The organism is Oculatella sp. LEGE 06141, assembly GCF_015207605.1.
In the GTDB taxonomy this organism is placed as follows: domain Bacteria; phylum Cyanobacteriota; class Cyanobacteriia; order Elainellales; family Elainellaceae; genus Oculatella.
The window spans coordinates 66,864-82,643 of the sequence record NZ_JADEWO010000033.1 but is presented as its reverse complement, the minus strand read 5'-3'; the positions used below and the strand labels follow the sequence as shown (position 1 = coordinate 82,643).

Below are 15,780 nucleotides of genomic sequence, written 5' to 3'. Positions count from 1 at the left end.
TCACATCTCAAAGCGTGAAAGCGATGTTCTCTCACTTCAGGCAAAAGTTTAGGAATCTCAATCGTTTGAATCCGGTAAGGCTCACTATCTTCCCCCGCTAACGCCTCGCCACAATGGATGCATTCACCTGGGTAATAATCCTCTATGCTCTGACATTGCTCCACTGGATAAAAAGGACGTTCGTGTCCTTCATGCCCAGGTTGTCCCCCACGTTTCTTGCTTCCCTGTTTTCTCTCTTTAGGTTTGAATCCTTTACCCTGATCCTGAGACGGAGGTTTGGAGGAATTGTTGCTATTCTGCTGCACCTGCTCTTTGAGCAATTGGTTCTCTGCCTTTAACTCCTGGTATTGGCTCTCTAGCTGCTCTACTCGTTTGGCAAATTGCTCAATCAAATTTGCCACCAACCGCTTGACACTCTCTGGGGTCTTGTCCCAGTCCGATTGGCTAACATCATTGATGGAGGGGACAGGGTTCTCTTCCATCTTGTTAGCCTAGCAGCACCTCTCGATTTTCTCAATTCCCTTTTTCAACCCCTTGAACAGTTACGATAAAATAACTTACCGTTGGTTATAAATATCGTTACGTAGGCTAAAGCGTAATCATCGCTAAAAAAATCAATTGAGAGAATAAGACATTATGCCTGACCCTGACAAGGATATGTCCTGTAAAAAACTTATCTCGCTTAAAACAGTTTTCTATTTTGGCTACGGTGCTGTTACGGGAATAGGATTGTCAACATTTTTGGTCTGGCAATCTGAAGAGTTGACATTGCTACAGTCAATAGCTTTTTGCGTCATTTCTGGATTAGCTTGTGGTTTAACTTTTGCTTTGAAATAGCAATACTTCGGACCATCAAGTCACAGCAATAAAATTCTAGAGCAATGGTGTCGCGTTCGGCGCAATTTGACCTCGATCCGGAGATCCATGACCGCGGTTGCGAGAGCTTGAAATGCTTGCATAGCAGTAATTTTAGTGTCGCGTTTCACGCTATTTGGGCTCTTACGCAGATTTGGTGAAATGAGATGCGATCGCTAAAAGAGCCGGCGTAAACTCAAGGGTTTAGAGAACTTTCAATAACCAAGATCACCAAATTCGCGTAAGAGCCCTAAATTGTCCAAACTTACCGCACCAGATTGGGATAAAGCCGCCCGCAGATGATAGATAACACGGCAGTCACTGCTAGCAGGATGCCAAAATCGAGCGTCAATGAGTACGTGCTGGTTTCACCCAACAGCATCAAACTCCGTAAAACATCGACCAAATACGTTAGCGGGTTAATGTATGAGAGAACCTGAAGCCAGGGCGGCATGATTTCGATCGGGTAAATGGCATTGCTGGCAAAGAACAGCGGCATAGTTAACAACTGACCAATGCCCATGAACCGTTCGTGAGTTTTCACTAAACATGCCACAATTAACGATAGGGTAGAAAACAATGAGGCTCCCAGCAGGACAGCAGCAATAACCCCCAGGAGCGACAGCAATCCCCAATCAATGCCGACACCCAGCAAATACCCCAATCCGTAAATCAATATCGCTTGTGACAGGCTACGGATGCCAGCCGCGATCGCCTTACCCAGCACCAGCGCCACACGAGGCGTAGGACTGACCAGCAGCTTGTGCAAAATTCCCAGATCTCGTTCCCAGATAATCGACAATCCATTGAAAATGGCCATGAACAGGATACTCTGTGCCAGAATCCCAGGAGTCATGAAGTCGATGTAGCTGAGATTCCCAGTAGGAATCGCCCGAATCCGAGTGAACACCTGCCCAAACACCAGCAGCCATAGTGCAGGTTGTACCGCCCGTGTAAATAGCTGAGTTGGGTCATGACCCAATTTTCTGACTTCTAACTCGGTGACCACAAAGGTTTTGTAAATGAATTCAGCGACATTGCCTGCCAGAGTAGGGCGATCGTTGAGCCATTTATCCGAGTCGTTGCGCTGTACGTCTTGTTGCCGAGGTATCACGATAATCTCCTGCCGCTGCTAAATAATCTCCGGTGTAATGAATAAACACATCATCAAGAGAGGCATCTTGTTCCTTTACCGATGTCTTTAATTCCTGGGGTGTCCCCGTTACGACCACCTGCCCCAGATGCATAATTGCGACGCGATCGCACAGCGTGTCCGCTTCATCCATAAAGTGAGTGGTCAAGAAAATGGTGGTGCCATAGTCGGCACGAAGTTGCTGCACCAGTTCCCACATGGCCTTACGTGCCACCGGGTCGAGTCCCACAGTTGGTTCATCCATAAACAAAACCCTGGGATGGTGCAGCAACGCTTGAGCAATCTCCAGGCGACGAATCATGCCACCCGAGTAGGTTCGCACCAGCCGATCGGCCACATCGGCCAGTCCCACATAGGACAACGCACTGCGGACGCGAGACAGGCGTTTGGCACGGGGAACGTTATACAATTTCGCTACGACGAGCAAATTCTCGTACCCCGTCAGGGTGCCGTCTACCGATAGAGCCTGGGGCACATAGCCAATCAACCGTTGTACAGTGGTGCGATCGCGGCTAACATCAAATCCGGCAACACGAGCCGCCCCGGTTGTAGCCGGAATTAAAGTAGTCAGCATTTTGATCACAGTGCTTTTTCCCGCCCCGTTCGGCCCTAATAGACCAAACACCTCACCTGTCTCAACGGCAAGGGTAAGACGATCCACAGCGGTTTGTTGCCCAAATCGTTTGGTTAGGTTGTGCGTTTCTACAACTGCCATCCCGTTTCCTCTTGCAAAACTTAAAGAACGTTCGTCTCAGCAAAAGCTTCTTCCAACTGCTCTAACCCTTGCATTACCTGATGCAATTGCACCTCGGAAAGCCCCGTGAGCACCTCAGCAACTCGCGTACAGGTGGCCTCAAAAGCATGTTGGAAACACTGCGCCCCCGCAGCAGTGACCGTCAGCACCACTCGTCGGCGCTCCTGCGGGTCATTCGTTCGATCCACTACCCCTCGCTGCACCAACCGCTCAACCATGACAGACATGGTTGGCCGGGTCACATCCAGATAATCAGCCAGTTCAGAGAGAGAGGCATGGCCATGAGACTTCAGGTATCCCAGTATTCGCAGTTGCGATAACGACAGCGAGGGTTGCCCGTGTTGCCGCATCTCTGCTCGCATAAAACGATACACAACCGGAAGAACCGCCATCAGTTGAGTGGCACACTGTTCGGGGGATGTTTCTCTAGTAATCACCGCATTTCACTCGTCAGTTCAGTGTCACGTCTGTTCAAGATCCCCCACGATTGAAGAATTCAGGGGCGAATGTAGTAGAGTTGCTGCTTTTAACCCATCTCTAACGGTAGGTGTACGAACTATTTGCTGTACTAACCATTAACATAGTCTAATCAATCTAACGGGCAACTGCTGGAAGCAGAACGAACCGTGAACCCAGTGCAGGTGAGTTGGCGGCAGCAGCATTGTCAAGTTAAATGGGATGAATACTTTAATGTCCAGACCGTGACGGCAGCCGTCAACGGGCAGAACCTATAGCTATGGCATACTCTCTTAAATTTGTTCTAGACACGTTACTGAAACAAACTACCGCTCAAAGTTCCCAGCTTGACGATACTCAGCTTCAGTCAATTGAGGCAGGCACCGAGTTGCCTATTGTTGCCATTCAGCCTGTAGACGCAAATCATCTTAAAGTGACTCTTGGACAAGACGACCAGGGCAATCAACTTTCCTTCAAAGGACGAAACACCTGGTATATCTACAACCCCGATGTTCAAATCTGGCGTGACGGACAGCCTATTATGTCTCTCGCCACGGTGTCTCAAACGGGTACGTCGGCTCCGGTATATGTTATTAAAGCGATCGCCGACACCTGGCTCAAACAAAGCACTGCCAGTGCGTCTACTTTGACAGAAACCCAGCGACAACTCATCAAATCGGGTACCGTTCTGACCATTTCAAGCTACAGTCCAGTTCCCAACAACCACTTAAGGGTGTCATTGGGCAAAAATGCTCAGGGGCAACAACTCTTTTTTCAGGGACGAAATACCTGGTACGCCTATCGCCCCGATGTGCAAATTCTGCGCGACGGCAAAGTGATTTTAGCCGGATCAGACCCAGATTTAAATGCTCCTGTTTATGTTCTTAAAGCCATTGCTAGCACCTGGTTGAAACAAAACACGGGTCAAGCATCTGCTCTTAGCAATAGTCAGCGACAACTGCTGAATGCGAATACAGTACTGCCGATCTCCAGCTACGCGCTAGCGACAAACAATCATCTTAGAGTGGCACTTGGTAAAGATCAGCAGGGTAAACAGGTTTTCTTCAATGGGCTAACTACGTGGTATGTCTATCGTCCTGATGTGCAAATTTTGCGCGATGGCAAAGTGCTTGTCATTGGGTCAGAGCGGCGACAAATCAATACCCAGGGGCTAGAACTGCTTAAGTCGTTTGAAGGGCTAAGATTAACGGCTTATCGGGATGCCGTTGGAGTGTGGACGATTGGATACGGTACAACGACAGGGGTTCGCCCCGGTATGAGAATTACTCAAAGCCAGGCAGAAGCGCTCCTCCGGCAAGATTTGCTGCGTTTTGAAACGGCGGTCAACAATTTGGTGAAGGTGCCTCTTACGGACAATCAGTTCTCGGCACTGGTTTCGTTTACCTACAACGTGGGTGAACGCGCCCTCGGCACATCAACTCTACTCAGGCTGTTGAACCAGGGGAACTACCGGGGTGCTGCCAATGAATTTCTGCGCTGGAATAAGGCCGGTGGGCGAGTATTAGCGGGGTTAACACGCCGCCGTAATGCAGAGCGGACGCTGTTTTTGAGATAGTAATGACGTTGCTATTGGAAGGTAGAGAAACCCATGCCAATGGAACCCGACCAGGCGATTCCATCGACCGATCGCCTCCAATTGATTTTAGAGAGTTCTCCGGTAGGCGCAGTGCTACCTGCGATCGCCCCGCTTCAATTACCAGACTGGTGGTTAGCAGGAGGCGCAGTACGCAATACTGTTTGGCGATCGCTGTTTGGTCAGGACTGTCAGTTGATCATCAATGATTTTGATATTGCCTTTTTTGATCAAAATGGCGATCGCACCCAGGAACTTGCTGCCAAGGAAGCTCTAACCCTGCACTTTCCAACCTACCAATTTGACGTTAAAAACCAGGCCAGCTTTGCCCGATGGCGATCGGGACGGTGCTCCTATAGCAGCAGTGAAGACGGGATAGCCAACTGGTTACACACGGCAACGGCTGTAGGGGTGCGGCTGAGCAAGCAAGGTGAATGGCAGTTCTTTACTCCCTACGGACTAGATGACTTGTTCGGTGGCATTATTCGACCAACTCCGGCTCATCAGCACAACCCAGATGCCGCCGCTAAAGCCCAATCATTTCTCCAGCGCTGTTCTCAGCTCCATGCGGTTGGTTGAGCCTGGTGGGTGTGAACTCGTTGCATGTAATGGGCGATCGCTGGAGGCCAAACCAGCCTGGTGCAACGCCTTAAAGGTGCTGCTTTTGATAGAACCGTATCACCCATAACTCTTTCATTAGGAACACGTTTTACAGAGGGGGCAGTTCTACCATTCAAAGGAAGGCAACGAATTTCAACAGCGTTGGAACATCGTTCAGCTAGCCGTGCAGCATAATAAAGAGGACACACTGCCAATGTTTTTCCATAAGAAAGAAACGATTCATACCGTCAATACAGGCGAAGCAAACCCACGTTTTGCTCAGTTGTTGCTGGAACAGTTTGGGGGAGCAACTGGAGAACTCACGGCGGCTCTGCAATATTGGGTACAATCCTTTCACGTTGAGGATGCTGGTCTTCGCGATATGCTTCAAGACATTGCGATCGAAGAGTTTGGTCATCTAGAAATGATCGGCAAACTCATTGAAGGACACACCAAGAATGTTGATCAAACAGAAGCCTTCAAGAGTTCATTATTTGCAGTGCGCGGCATGGGTCCCCACTTTTTAGACAGCCAGGGAAGCGCCTGGACAGCCAGCTACATCAATGAGGGCGGAGATGTCGTCCGCGACCTGAGAGCCAACATTGCCGCAGAAGCGGGCGCACGTCAAACCTACGAGTCGTTAATTAAGCTCGCCACCGACGAAGGCACCAAGCAGACGCTGGTACATTTGTTGACCCGCGAAATCTCGCACACCAAGATGTTCATGAAAGCGTTGGATTCCTTGGGCAAGCTTGACGATCCATTCTTTGGAAACGTACAGCCTGATGACACGGTAGACATTTACTACAATCTGTCAACCAACGGCAAGGATGAGCGAGGCCCCTGGAACTCTGACGAGAACTTCAAGTATATTGCTCAACCCGCTCCTCAAGGGCAAGCTCAGCCCACCCATCAGTAGGTTCATTTCGTTGTTGAAAGGATTGTAAAGAAAGCATTGCTGAACATGAGATGAATTCGCGCCTCAACCCTCAAGTCGGGGAATTGTCCTAATCGGCAAACTCCAGACTTGGGAAGTTGGGAAGCGATCGGAGCCTTTATCTTTCAACCGTTCACTTTCAACCGTTCATTGATTCATTCAGCGACGCAACAAACGCAATAAAAAGAGACGGCTTTGAAAGCCGTCTCTTTTCTGTCTAAAATGATCTGTACAAATCTGTACAAAAAGGGGCAATACCTTACTGCCCCCTGGAAGCAGCTAGTGAGGAGTGAGCCATCACGATCAACACTCCCCTCGATCTACTTACCGTGATTCCGTTCCCTGGTTGGGGCTACCCTCAACACCCGATTGCTCCGAACTCTGATCCTGTTCCTTAGCTTTTTCTGCTGTGTATTGTCCAGGATGGTCTACTGCCGGTGTTTGGTTTTCTTGAGGAGCCTTAGCTGGGCCTTTCGTGGGTGATGACTCTTGATCTTTGCTATGGGTCATGGTTTATCTCCTTTCCTATTTAGCTAAATGTAATTTTGTCTGTAAAGCAGGCGACAAATTGTCTATAAAAGGAGGTTAACAGGAGCGATCGCTGCGGTTATCTGCCTTTAGCAAGAAAAGCGTAGAAATCTCGGTCATCTGTTGCGCCGTATTCTATTGCGGCGGGTTGGAACAGTTAGACTAAACGGATGGTGACTGCTGTGGGAAAATCCTGCCAAGCAAACACGCTAATGTTTATGCCCCTGTTTTCCAAACGAGTGTGGGGATGGGCGATCCTGGCTCACGACGGGGCAAAAGGGATTTATCCAGACTCCGTGCGGTTCAGTCACAGTCCACCTGGTCAAAACGAGTGGTACTGCGATGGTTGAGCCTTGCTGCGGCTGGAAATTCCCTGGGCAACGCGGGTTTGAGCGCCATTTCTCACCGCACTGCCCCCTCAAAGCGCTACCACCAGAAGCCAGGACAACGGCATAGCTCCTGGTTCGTCAATGCCTCTGGTACGTTTGCTTTTTCAGTTGTCTACTCTTCAAACCGATACTATAAATATTCCTCAACTACTATAAATATTCCTCAACTATTCTTTGCGCGCTCTTCAACGGTTGGTCTCACTTGCTTTGCTTTACTGCCTGATGGATCAAGTCAAGCTAGAAGGGTAGGGCTAGAAAGCTACTGGCTAAATCGGATTGGTGTAGGTGTACTTTGCTCCAGAATGGGGTGAATCGTCTTTAATAACTCTGCCTCATTGTAGGGTTTCGTAAAATAGGCCACCGCTCCTAATTGGCTGGCTAGCTGGCGATATTGCTTATCACCGCGAGTGCTGATAATGACCACTGGAACGTTGGCCAGGAGCGGATCTTTGCGCCGATGGGTGAGAAACTCGAACCCATTCATGTTAGGCATGTCGATGTCGCTAATCACCAATTGTATTGCTGGATGCTGTTGCAACTGCGCGATCGCTTCTCGTCCATCCCGAGCCTGTACAACCTGATATCCTGCCTGCTGCAACGTGGACGATATCATTCCTTGCATCGTCATTGAATCATCAACCACCAGCACGGTTGCGGCTGTTGCAAGGGAGTGAGACAAAAGAGCTTTGCGCCGACTCTCTAGTGAAACAGGCACACTTCTAAGCACCTCAGTTAAGTCCGGTTCTTCAGCCGCGATCGCCGTTGCCTCAAAGTGTCCTGTTTGGCTGAGCAACACCATCATGTCAACCACCTGAACCAATTGCCCGTTCCAAAGAGTAGAACCGCAAATGTAAGCCGGACGATCGCTCGACTTCTCCATCATTTCAATGTTCAGCTCTGGCTCCATAATCAACCAATCGATCTCTATCTCCAGTGCAATCACCTGCTGCTGTTGCCGGAGTACCAAAATGGGGTCAGAGGATGAATTAGGTGCAGAATCCCTGCCAGTAGCGCGTTTAGAAGGCACTTCCAGCAGGGTCGAATCGTGATACAGCGGAATCATGCGATCGCACCAGTGCAAAAACCGCTGCTGTTTAGAGCAAACTACCTGGTCGCTATCCGGAATCAAAATTTCTTCAATGATCCTGGAAGGCAAGGCGAAGGCATAAGAGCCAGTGACCCAAACCAACAAATTTGCCGTCTTTAATCGTACTTCTGGCACCCCCAGGGCATTCACTGAGATCGCCTTGACCAATTGAAGATCCGGTTTAGCATTAGGTGCGATCTCAGCCGAACTTGTAGATGTCACCACAGCACGTGCCTGCTCTAGCGGTGAAACCAGCAATGAAATGGGTGACGTGGTCTGTTCTGGATTAACTGTGGCTCCTTGCAGAGTAGAGGTAGACTCAGCTATATCTTTCAAAGCAGCTCGCTGAGCCGCACGAAACCCGGTGAGAGCCAGTTGTCCAATCGTCGCAGCCGTTTGCGGACTTGTTTGCAGTGCAGACAGCGTCATCTTAGAAATGGTTGTAAACTCTGACAGATTCAGCATTTCACCAAATCCTAAGAACACATCTAGCTGCGTTCGCAAGTTGTCGGGCAGGCTATAAGCATCTGAACTCGCCAAAACCGCTTCTAGCTGCTCCAACGCTTGAGGAATTTCTGTAGAGAGAATCAACCGAATGACATTGGCCGATCGATCGACCGTGGCCGGATGCTCAACAGCAGACGTTGAAGCCGATCGCAGTTTATCGTCAAGCTGAGCAAAGATCGGCTCTGCTTTGGCTAACGCTTCAACCGCATCATATTGTCCCGTTTGCACTTGAGCCGTTAAAGGCACTTGCAAACACCCATATGCCTGAAGCAACAGGGTAGCCAGATCTGGCTTGATAACAATATTGCCTTGCTGAAGCAAGCGAAAGCTTTGCTCAAGCCGCTCAGCCAACGTTTCAATCCCAGGTAAATGCACCTGAGCTGCGCCGTCCTTAAGCGTCTGTGCCGAGCGAATCAGACAATGCACCTTAAAAGCCGTTGGACGATGGGGCAGTTCTAGCAAGTTTTCTTGCATCTGCTGTAAGATGTTCTGTGCTTCTTGAGCAAACAGTTGATATAGGCGGTCTCGCTTACCAAATGCACGATCCATGGCGATGGTTGGGGGTTGAGGAAGATAGCACAGATCAGGCGATCGCAAGCTAACCAGTCCCACTGGGGCGGTCAGTCTTGCGTGAATTCGGCCAGTCTGGCAAAGGATTGAGCAACTGAAGCGGTTTGATCAGACGTTTGACTAGCGAGATTAGCGACCTGTAGCACCGCTCGATTGGCTGCCGTGGAAATATCCACCTGGGTTGCAGAGGCTCGAGCCACCTCTTCAATCAGCTCAATTAGCTCGGTGTTAATGTCCGTCATTTGGCTGAGGCTCTGGTGTAGTTCGTCGCTCAATTCAGTTTCAGCGAACGCTCGTTCGGCTCCTGTTTCCATATTGGCGATCGCTTCGTTCATGCCGCCTTGCAGTTCTGCAACCAACAATCGAATAGAGCTAATATCAGCATCCAACTGTTGAGACAACGACAGTACTTTCTCAGCCATCGTGGCAAAATCCAGAGCCGTTGCACCGCTGGAAGCCGATTTAAGGGCAGCGTTCATTGCTTGCAGCTTTGTTTGAGAAGCCATCTTACTCATAGAGGCCACCACCTGCGACAGCTTTTGAGACGGCTGCTCTAACTGCTTAAATTTTTGCGTGGCAGTATCCACTGTTTCACGAACGACAGTGGTGCCCTCCAGCAGTCGATTGATTAAGTCCTGCCCCACCTGCATAGTCTGGTCAAGCCGTTGATCCTGCTGTACGGCTCGTTGAGCCGATGCACTGATTCCTTGCGCCGTATCAACCAACGCCTGCATCCGTGTGTGAATCGCTGTAACCACCTCCATTTGCTGAGAAGCACTTTTTGCCAGCCGTTGGACGATCGCCTGACTACTGTGCAGAGATTCAGTCACTTGCTGTTGCAATACCTGCCGTTGCTGACGGTCTTCATAGGAGGCATCCTCAGCAGTGTGAGACATCTGCTCAAACTGAGCCAGCAGCCTGGCATGGTCGAGCGCAAACCCCAACTGGAGAGCCAGTTGGGAAAACAAATCAATTTCAGACTTCTGCCAGTCTCGTGGGCCAGAACACTGATGAGCAATCAACAGCCCAAACAGCTTCTCGTCTTTGAGAATGGGCGCAACCAGGTTAGCTTTAACGGCAAAGGGTTCTAATTGTTTAAGGTAACAGGGAGTCAGCCCAGCTTCGTAAATGTTTTTGGTCGCCTGCACACGCCCCGCCTGGTACTGAGAAACATAGCCTTCCGCAAAGCAGGGATCTTTAATCTTGGCTCGCAACGCCTTAGGAAACCCGATCACCACCGACTCAGCAATCACGGTACCATACCAGTCTGGATCGAAGCTGTATACAACAACCCGGTCAGCACTTAAGGCTTTACGAATCTCTTCAACCGTCGTCTTCAGGACATCTTCCTCATTCAGTGAGGCTCGAATCCGACGGGTGATGTCTGCCAGCATTTGGGTGAGGCTCCCTTCCGCATCAATGCGCTGCAACAGCCTGGCATGATCAAGCGCAAACCCCACCTGAAGCGCCAGTTGGGAAAACAAATCGATTTCAGGCTTTTGCCACTCTCGTGGGCCAGAACACTGATGGGCAATCAACAGCCCAAACAGCTTCTCGTTGTTGAGAATGGGTGCAACCAGATTGGCTTTAACGGAAAAGGGTTCTAATTGTTTGAGATAACAAGGGGTCAGTCCAGCTTCATAAATGTTGTTTGTGGCCTGAACGCGTCCCGCCTGATATTGGGCAACAAAGCCCTCTGCAAAGCAGGGATCTTTGATTTTGGCTCGTAGTGCCTTCGGAAAACCGGGCACCACCGACTCTGCAATCACGGTGCCGTACCAGTCTGGATCGAAGCTGTATACAACAACCCGATCCGCAGTTAACACTTTACGAATTTCTTCGACGGTGGTTTTAAGGACATCTTCCTCATTAAGCGACTCTCGAATTTGACGAGTAATGGTGATGCAGAGCTGCGCCTGGTCGGCTCTGGTATCAACTTGCTCTAGCAGATTGGCATAGTCGAGAGCATATCCCATCTGGATCGCTAATTGAGTAAATAAGTCAATTTCAGACGCGTCCCAGACTCGTGCTTCAGTGCATTGATGCCCAACGAGTAAACCCACCAGTTCATCGTCTTTGAGGATAGGAGCCGTGAGAAATGCTTTAACCGCAAAGGTTTCTAGCGAGCCAATGGTTGCATCGTCCAGATCGGATTGATAAATGCTGTCGACTGCCTGTACTCGTCCATTTTGATAGTGCTGAATGGCGTTCTTCTCAAACCAGGTATCGGCGGTTGGAGTCCACAGCATCTTGGGAAGCCCGGATGCAACCGACTCTTCTACACAGGTACCGTTCCAGTTCTGGTCGAAGCGAAAGACCGCAACCCGATCGACTCGTAAGACATTGCGAACGGCTTCTACGGCAACTTTGAACACATCCGATTCAGTGCGGGCTTCTCGAATGTGGCGGGTGATGGTGAGAAACACTCGCGATCGCTCTGTTTTGGCCTCTTGTTTCCAGAGCATCTCCGGCAATTGATCTTTGATGAAATTGATGTTGCTCTCCAGCATCGTCATTTCATCGCGGCCAACAGCAGGGGAAGGAAGGTCGTTGCGATCGCGCCGTAAGCGATTTACCAACGTGGTCGAGGTGGCTGCCGTCTCAATCACTGGACGCACCGCTCGCTTCGCCAGAATAGCCGCGATCGCTCCGGATAGAGCAGCCGTTGCTCCTGTACCCAGCAGCACCAGCGCCAGTTGCCTCTGAAACGTCTGTTCGGCATCGACCCAACTGAGCAATTCGCCCTGTTCTCTGGCTTCGGTTTGTCTGGCAACGGCTTGGCTACCGAGATAGTAAGTTGCGCCGCCAATCGCCAGCACTGGTAAAACGCTAACGGCGATCGCCCACAAGGTAACTTTGGCTTGTAAGCCTTTTGACCGTTGTCCTGAGGACAATGCAGGCTCTTGACGACGAGCAGCATCTACTCGGCCTGCGTTACCCTGTCTCGAACGTTGTTGCTGGTTAGAAGATTGATTTAGTCGTTGCCCAGTCTGCTTTTGAGGAGAAGGCTGCGTCATAGATGAAAGCTTGCTAGTTTTTCATGGCGAAAGCAAGCAGCATTGAAGCTGCGCTAGCCTGAAATGTACTCGGAGGTTTAGGTTTGACGCACCCCGATAACATACAGTCGCCAGTAGACCTAGCGCATACATGCTATTACTGAATAGGTAGATTCGGTAATTTCGCTGAGAGACAGCTTCCAGAATAATAACACAATCAAAAAACGGTTGTGTTGCAAACGGTGGCAAAAAGAGGCAGGTAAAGACTCAAAGCCCCTACAGGTAGTGGATTTAGCAATTTCTTTCACTGCAACACATCTGAATTTTTATAGACAACGAGGTAGCAGTAGTTAAAGCTGTGGCAACCGTGAATTTGTGGGTTTATCTACTGGCTTGAACCGACAGCTAGGAGGAGCAGAATCCGGCATGAGATAACTCTCATCTGCTTCTACTTTTTCTCGCAGTCGTATGCAGTCGTATGAGGGTTGCTCAACGGAGATAACCCGGCAGGCTATGGGCAACGGTAAACAGGTCGAGACAGAGACACGGTTTATCGCGTTGCTATTCGTTGCGTCTCGATAAGATTGCCTGTGGATGAGCCACCTGGAGGACATCGATCGCCTGCGGCTCACCCACGAATCATCAACACTCTGAGACACAGAGTTCGACCTATCGGCAATTTATCCCAGACGATTCAGGGTTACGGCTACGGCAACCAGGGATATTGGCGAAAGTTAGGCTGGCGTTTTTCCAGAAACGCTTGTTTACCTTCTGCCCCTTCCTCCGTCATGTAGTAAAGCAGAGTTGCGTTTCCAGCTAGCTCTTGCAACCCGGCCTGTCCATCGCAATCCGCGTTAAAGGCCGACTTCAAACACCGGATGGCGATCGGGCTTTTCTCTAAAATTTCTTGTGCCCATTGAATTCCCTCACTCTCTAGCTGTTCCACGGGAACAACGCAATTCACCAAGCCCATCTCTAGCGCCTGTTGCGCGTCGTATTGGCGGCAAAGATACCAAATTTCGCGTGCTTTCTTCTGGCCGACAATTCGCGCCAGGTAGCTGGCACCAAAACCACCGTCGAAACTGCCTACCTTGGGGCCAGTCTGCCCAAAAATTGCGTTGTCGGCTGCGATCGACAAATCACAGACAATATGCAAAACATGCCCACCGCCGATCGCGTATCCCGCAACCAGCGCAATTACCACCTTGGGCATAGAGCGAATCAACCGCTGCAAGTCCAACACATTCAGCCGGGGAATACCATCGTCATCCACATAGCCAGCCTGCCCCCGCACACTTTGATCGCCCCCTGAGCAAAAAGCATACTTGCCATCTGTGTGAGGCCCAGCCCCCGTTAGCAGCACTACACCGATCTGGGTATCCTCTCTGGCATCAACAAACGCATCGTACAGTTCAAAAATCGTTCTGGGACGAAACGCATTTCGCTTGTGGGGACGATTAATCGTAATTTTGGCGATTCCGTCTGCTTTGTGATAAAGAATATCATCGTAGGATTTAGCAACTTGCCATTCAACGTGCATAGTCAATTTAGCGCTGTGCTTCAACTGCTGATTGCCGCTGTTTCCAGGGACACTGCCTCCATGACCAAGATCTGAACTTGCCAGATCTTGAGCCAATAGACTATCTAGATTCTCCCTGGAACCAGCGGAGTCGTAAATCTCAAGATTACTGGACTTTGACCCCTATTCCTGCTGAAACCATAGGGTTGGTTTCGCAGATGGGTAGAGATGGTTTGAACCGCCAGCAAAGGCTACGCCTCCTACATCTGGCAATGTGAGCGCTCGGCACTGCAAAACCAGGCTTTTATCGAGTGATATTCTCTGACTCCTGCCGATTGCCCTCCAACTTCTGGAGCGCTTTGCTGTCGCCATTGGGCTGATCTGCCGAGGTTGCGGTTACTGCCACAGTCGGCGTAGCGGCATCGGACGCTAAATGGTCAGATGAATGCTCAACTTTGTTCACCGATCGCGCCGCAATCAAAATTTCTTTAATTACAACCGCTGTGGGTACTGCAACAACAACACCCAAAAAGCCACCCACCCGCGCACCGGCCAGAAGCGCCACAAAGATCCAGAACGGATTTAAGCCCGTAACGCTGCCTAACACTCTGGGGGCAATAAAGTTCTCAACTACCTGTTGCACAATCAAAGCAACAACCAGCACCTGTAGCGCCAGCGTGATATTTTCCAGAGCAACTAGCAGAGTGACGATCGCAATTCCTAACGAACCCCCAAACGGCACCAGCGCCATAAAGCCGATCGTTAAGCCAAACAACAAACCAAAGGGTAGTTTTAGAAACAAGAAAGCAGAGGTTAACCCCAACGCCATGCAGGTCGCTGAAATGATCTGCCCAAAGAAAAAGTTTTGAAAACTGCGGCTCAGCGTTTGCGAAAACGGCTGTTGCAGCCGTGCTGGCAACCACTGCACAATGCTGTGCCAGATCGTATCGCTGTTCTGAAGCAGATAAAACGTGAGCACAACCGTTAGCAAAACGTCTAACAGCCGCACAACCGTAAACACGGTCAGGCTCAGGGTTAAATTCAACGCCTGCCCTGCAATGCTTTGCAGTTCACCTTTGAGACGAGCATTAAGCTGGGAGGCAATGCCGTCCAGGCTAACCGGCAACCCTCTGGCGTTGAGCTGTTCGTCCAGCATCACCAGTTGCCGTCGGCCTGAATCGATCCATTCCGGCAGGCGAACCACAAGCTGTTGTGCTTGAGTAAACACTAGCGGAAACAGCGTTACGCCCAATGCCAGCACCAGCAGCACAGCCACTAAAAAGACTAACAGCGAGGCTTGCCCACGTTTTACCCCTTTGTGCTCCAACCAGCGAACCGGGTAGTTGAGCAGAAATGCCAGCAGTGCCCCCACCAGCAAAATGACAAACAGCGATCGAAAATAGCCGAAAATTTCAGAAAATGCCCAGGCATTGAGTACTGTAAACGGCGCGGCGAGGGCGATCGCCAACAGTCGTGAGGGAGGGGTAAGCGATTCCCACCAATGTACCAGCTTACTTTTGGGTGTAGACGACCCGGAATTAACCATGACCTCCTCTCGCCTGCCAATAGAGATGTACCAAACCAGAAGCGATCGCGCATCAGAACGGCTGCCTTCCGCTTCAATCGATTTAACCAGGTTCTATTGGTTATTATCCCGAACTATTTCATAAAGTACTTATGCCTCTAGAATTACAACAAGTTGACACCGCTGAAAAACAGTACGAAAAATAGCTGTTATTTCCCGACGATAAAGGGGTTACGTGCAACGTTCCAGGAACGGGTATCCATCAAATTGATATCCCCCTCTGCCTGCCTCCACATCTGCCGCTCCTTGC

General features: G+C 50.1%; 14 protein-coding genes. 5 read left to right on the top strand and 9 right to left on the bottom strand.

Annotated features, from left to right (window positions below; translation table 11 throughout):
• On the bottom strand, positions 1-482 hold a 482-nt coding region (locus tag IQ268_RS20445), incomplete at its 3' end, for a DUF6444 domain-containing protein (RefSeq protein ID WP_228035567.1).
• A 154-nt stretch (positions 483-636) separates the two neighbouring features.
• Between IQ268_RS20445 and IQ268_RS20440 the strand changes: the two genes are divergently transcribed.
• Positions 637-837, top strand: a complete 201-nt coding sequence (locus tag IQ268_RS20440; protein WP_193883166.1) for a hypothetical protein — start codon at positions 637-639, stop codon at positions 835-837.
• A gap of 283 nt (positions 838-1,120) precedes the next feature.
• On the opposite strand, the gene IQ268_RS20435 is transcribed toward IQ268_RS20440, so the two are convergent.
• The 3 genes from IQ268_RS20435 to IQ268_RS20425 are packed head-to-tail and all read right to left on the bottom strand — an operon-like array spanning position 1,121 to position 3,199.
• On the bottom strand, positions 1,121-1,969 hold the full coding sequence (locus IQ268_RS20435) for an ABC transporter permease (RefSeq protein ID WP_339383439.1): 849 nt from the start codon (positions 1,967-1,969) through the stop codon (positions 1,121-1,123).
• Positions 1,926-2,723: an ATP-binding cassette domain-containing protein gene (locus tag IQ268_RS20430; protein WP_193883164.1), complete on the bottom strand. Its 798-nt coding sequence runs from the start codon at positions 2,721-2,723 to the stop codon at positions 1,926-1,928. Before IQ268_RS20430 ends, IQ268_RS20435 begins: the two co-directional genes overlap by 44 nt.
• Before the next feature lie 20 nt (positions 2,724-2,743).
• Positions 2,744-3,199, bottom strand: a complete 456-nt coding sequence (locus IQ268_RS20425; protein ID WP_339383438.1) for a MarR family transcriptional regulator — start codon at positions 3,197-3,199, stop codon at positions 2,744-2,746.
• A 1,154-nt stretch (positions 3,200-4,353) separates the two neighbouring features.
• On the opposite strand from IQ268_RS20425, the gene IQ268_RS33525 reads away from it, so the two are divergent.
• The 3 genes from IQ268_RS33525 (at position 4,354) to IQ268_RS20410 (ending at position 6,331) form a co-directional block, all read left to right on the top strand.
• On the top strand, positions 4,354-4,794 hold the full coding sequence (locus IQ268_RS33525) for a lysozyme (RefSeq protein WP_370584688.1): 441 nt from the start codon (positions 4,354-4,356) through the stop codon (positions 4,792-4,794).
• A gap of 33 nt (positions 4,795-4,827) precedes the next feature.
• A complete protein-coding gene (locus IQ268_RS20415) occupies positions 4,828-5,391 on the top strand; it encodes a nucleotidyltransferase family protein (RefSeq protein ID WP_228035565.1) in 564 nt (187 codons plus the stop codon).
• 235 nt (positions 5,392-5,626) lie between these two features.
• Positions 5,627-6,331 (top strand): manganese catalase family protein, encoded by a 705-nt coding sequence (locus IQ268_RS20410; protein ID WP_193883162.1) that lies wholly within the window; start codon positions 5,627-5,629, stop codon positions 6,329-6,331.
• Between the two features lie 342 nt (positions 6,332-6,673).
• On the opposite strand, the gene IQ268_RS20405 is transcribed toward IQ268_RS20410, so the two are convergent.
• On the bottom strand, positions 6,674-6,859 hold the full coding sequence (locus IQ268_RS20405) for a hypothetical protein (RefSeq protein WP_193883160.1): 186 nt from the start codon (positions 6,857-6,859) through the stop codon (positions 6,674-6,676).
• Between the two features lie 236 nt (positions 6,860-7,095).
• Here IQ268_RS20405 and IQ268_RS33015 point away from each other — a divergent pair, with 236 nt between their 5' ends.
• On the top strand, positions 7,096-7,227 hold the full coding sequence (locus tag IQ268_RS33015; RefSeq protein ID WP_255527236.1) for a hypothetical protein: 132 nt from the start codon (positions 7,096-7,098) through the stop codon (positions 7,225-7,227).
• Positions 7,228-7,525: 298 nt separating this feature from the next.
• Here the strand turns inward: IQ268_RS33015 and IQ268_RS20395 are convergent, their stop codons facing one another.
• The 4 genes from IQ268_RS20395 to IQ268_RS20380 form a co-directional block, all read right to left on the bottom strand.
• The gene (locus tag IQ268_RS20395; RefSeq protein WP_193883156.1) at positions 7,526-9,409 is read right to left on the bottom strand and encodes a response regulator; all 1,884 of its coding nucleotides are present in this window, start codon (positions 9,407-9,409) and stop codon (positions 7,526-7,528) included.
• A 71-nt stretch (positions 9,410-9,480) separates the two neighbouring features.
• Positions 9,481-12,447: a GAF domain-containing protein gene (locus tag IQ268_RS20390; protein WP_193883154.1), complete on the bottom strand. Its 2,967-nt coding sequence runs from the start codon at positions 12,445-12,447 to the stop codon at positions 9,481-9,483.
• A 685-nt stretch (positions 12,448-13,132) separates the two neighbouring features.
• On the bottom strand, positions 13,133-13,966 hold the full coding sequence (gene menB, locus IQ268_RS20385; protein ID WP_193883152.1) for a 1,4-dihydroxy-2-naphthoyl-CoA synthase: 834 nt from the start codon (positions 13,964-13,966) through the stop codon (positions 13,133-13,135).
• Positions 13,967-14,249: 283 nt separating this feature from the next.
• A complete protein-coding gene (locus IQ268_RS20380) occupies positions 14,250-15,491 on the bottom strand; it encodes an AI-2E family transporter (protein WP_193883150.1) in 1,242 nt (413 codons plus the stop codon).
• Positions 15,492-15,780 lie beyond the last annotated feature (289 nt).

Coding starts and splice junctions, on each gene's coding strand:
- IQ268_RS20440 (WP_193883166.1), top strand. CDS start 637: ATGCCTGACCCTGACAAGGATATGTCCTGTAAAAAACTTATCTCGCTT.
- IQ268_RS20430 (WP_193883164.1), bottom strand. CDS start 2,723: ATGGCAGTTGTAGAAACGCACAACCTAACCAAACGATTTGGGCAACAA.
- IQ268_RS20415 (WP_228035565.1), top strand. CDS start 4,828: ATGCCAATGGAACCCGACCAGGCGATTCCATCGACCGATCGCCTCCAA.
- IQ268_RS20410 (WP_193883162.1), top strand. CDS start 5,627: ATGTTTTTCCATAAGAAAGAAACGATTCATACCGTCAATACAGGCGAA.
- IQ268_RS20405 (WP_193883160.1), bottom strand. CDS start 6,859: ATGACCCATAGCAAAGATCAAGAGTCATCACCCACGAAAGGCCCAGCT.
- IQ268_RS33015 (WP_255527236.1), top strand. CDS start 7,096: ATGCCCCTGTTTTCCAAACGAGTGTGGGGATGGGCGATCCTGGCTCAC.
- IQ268_RS20395 (WP_193883156.1), bottom strand. CDS start 9,409: ATGGATCGTGCATTTGGTAAGCGAGACCGCCTATATCAACTGTTTGCT.
- IQ268_RS20390 (WP_193883154.1), bottom strand. CDS start 12,447: ATGACGCAGCCTTCTCCTCAAAAGCAGACTGGGCAACGACTAAATCAA.
- menB (WP_193883152.1), bottom strand. CDS start 13,966: ATGCACGTTGAATGGCAAGTTGCTAAATCCTACGATGATATTCTTTAT.
- IQ268_RS20380 (WP_193883150.1), bottom strand. CDS start 15,491: ATGGTTAATTCCGGGTCGTCTACACCCAAAAGTAAGCTGGTACATTGG.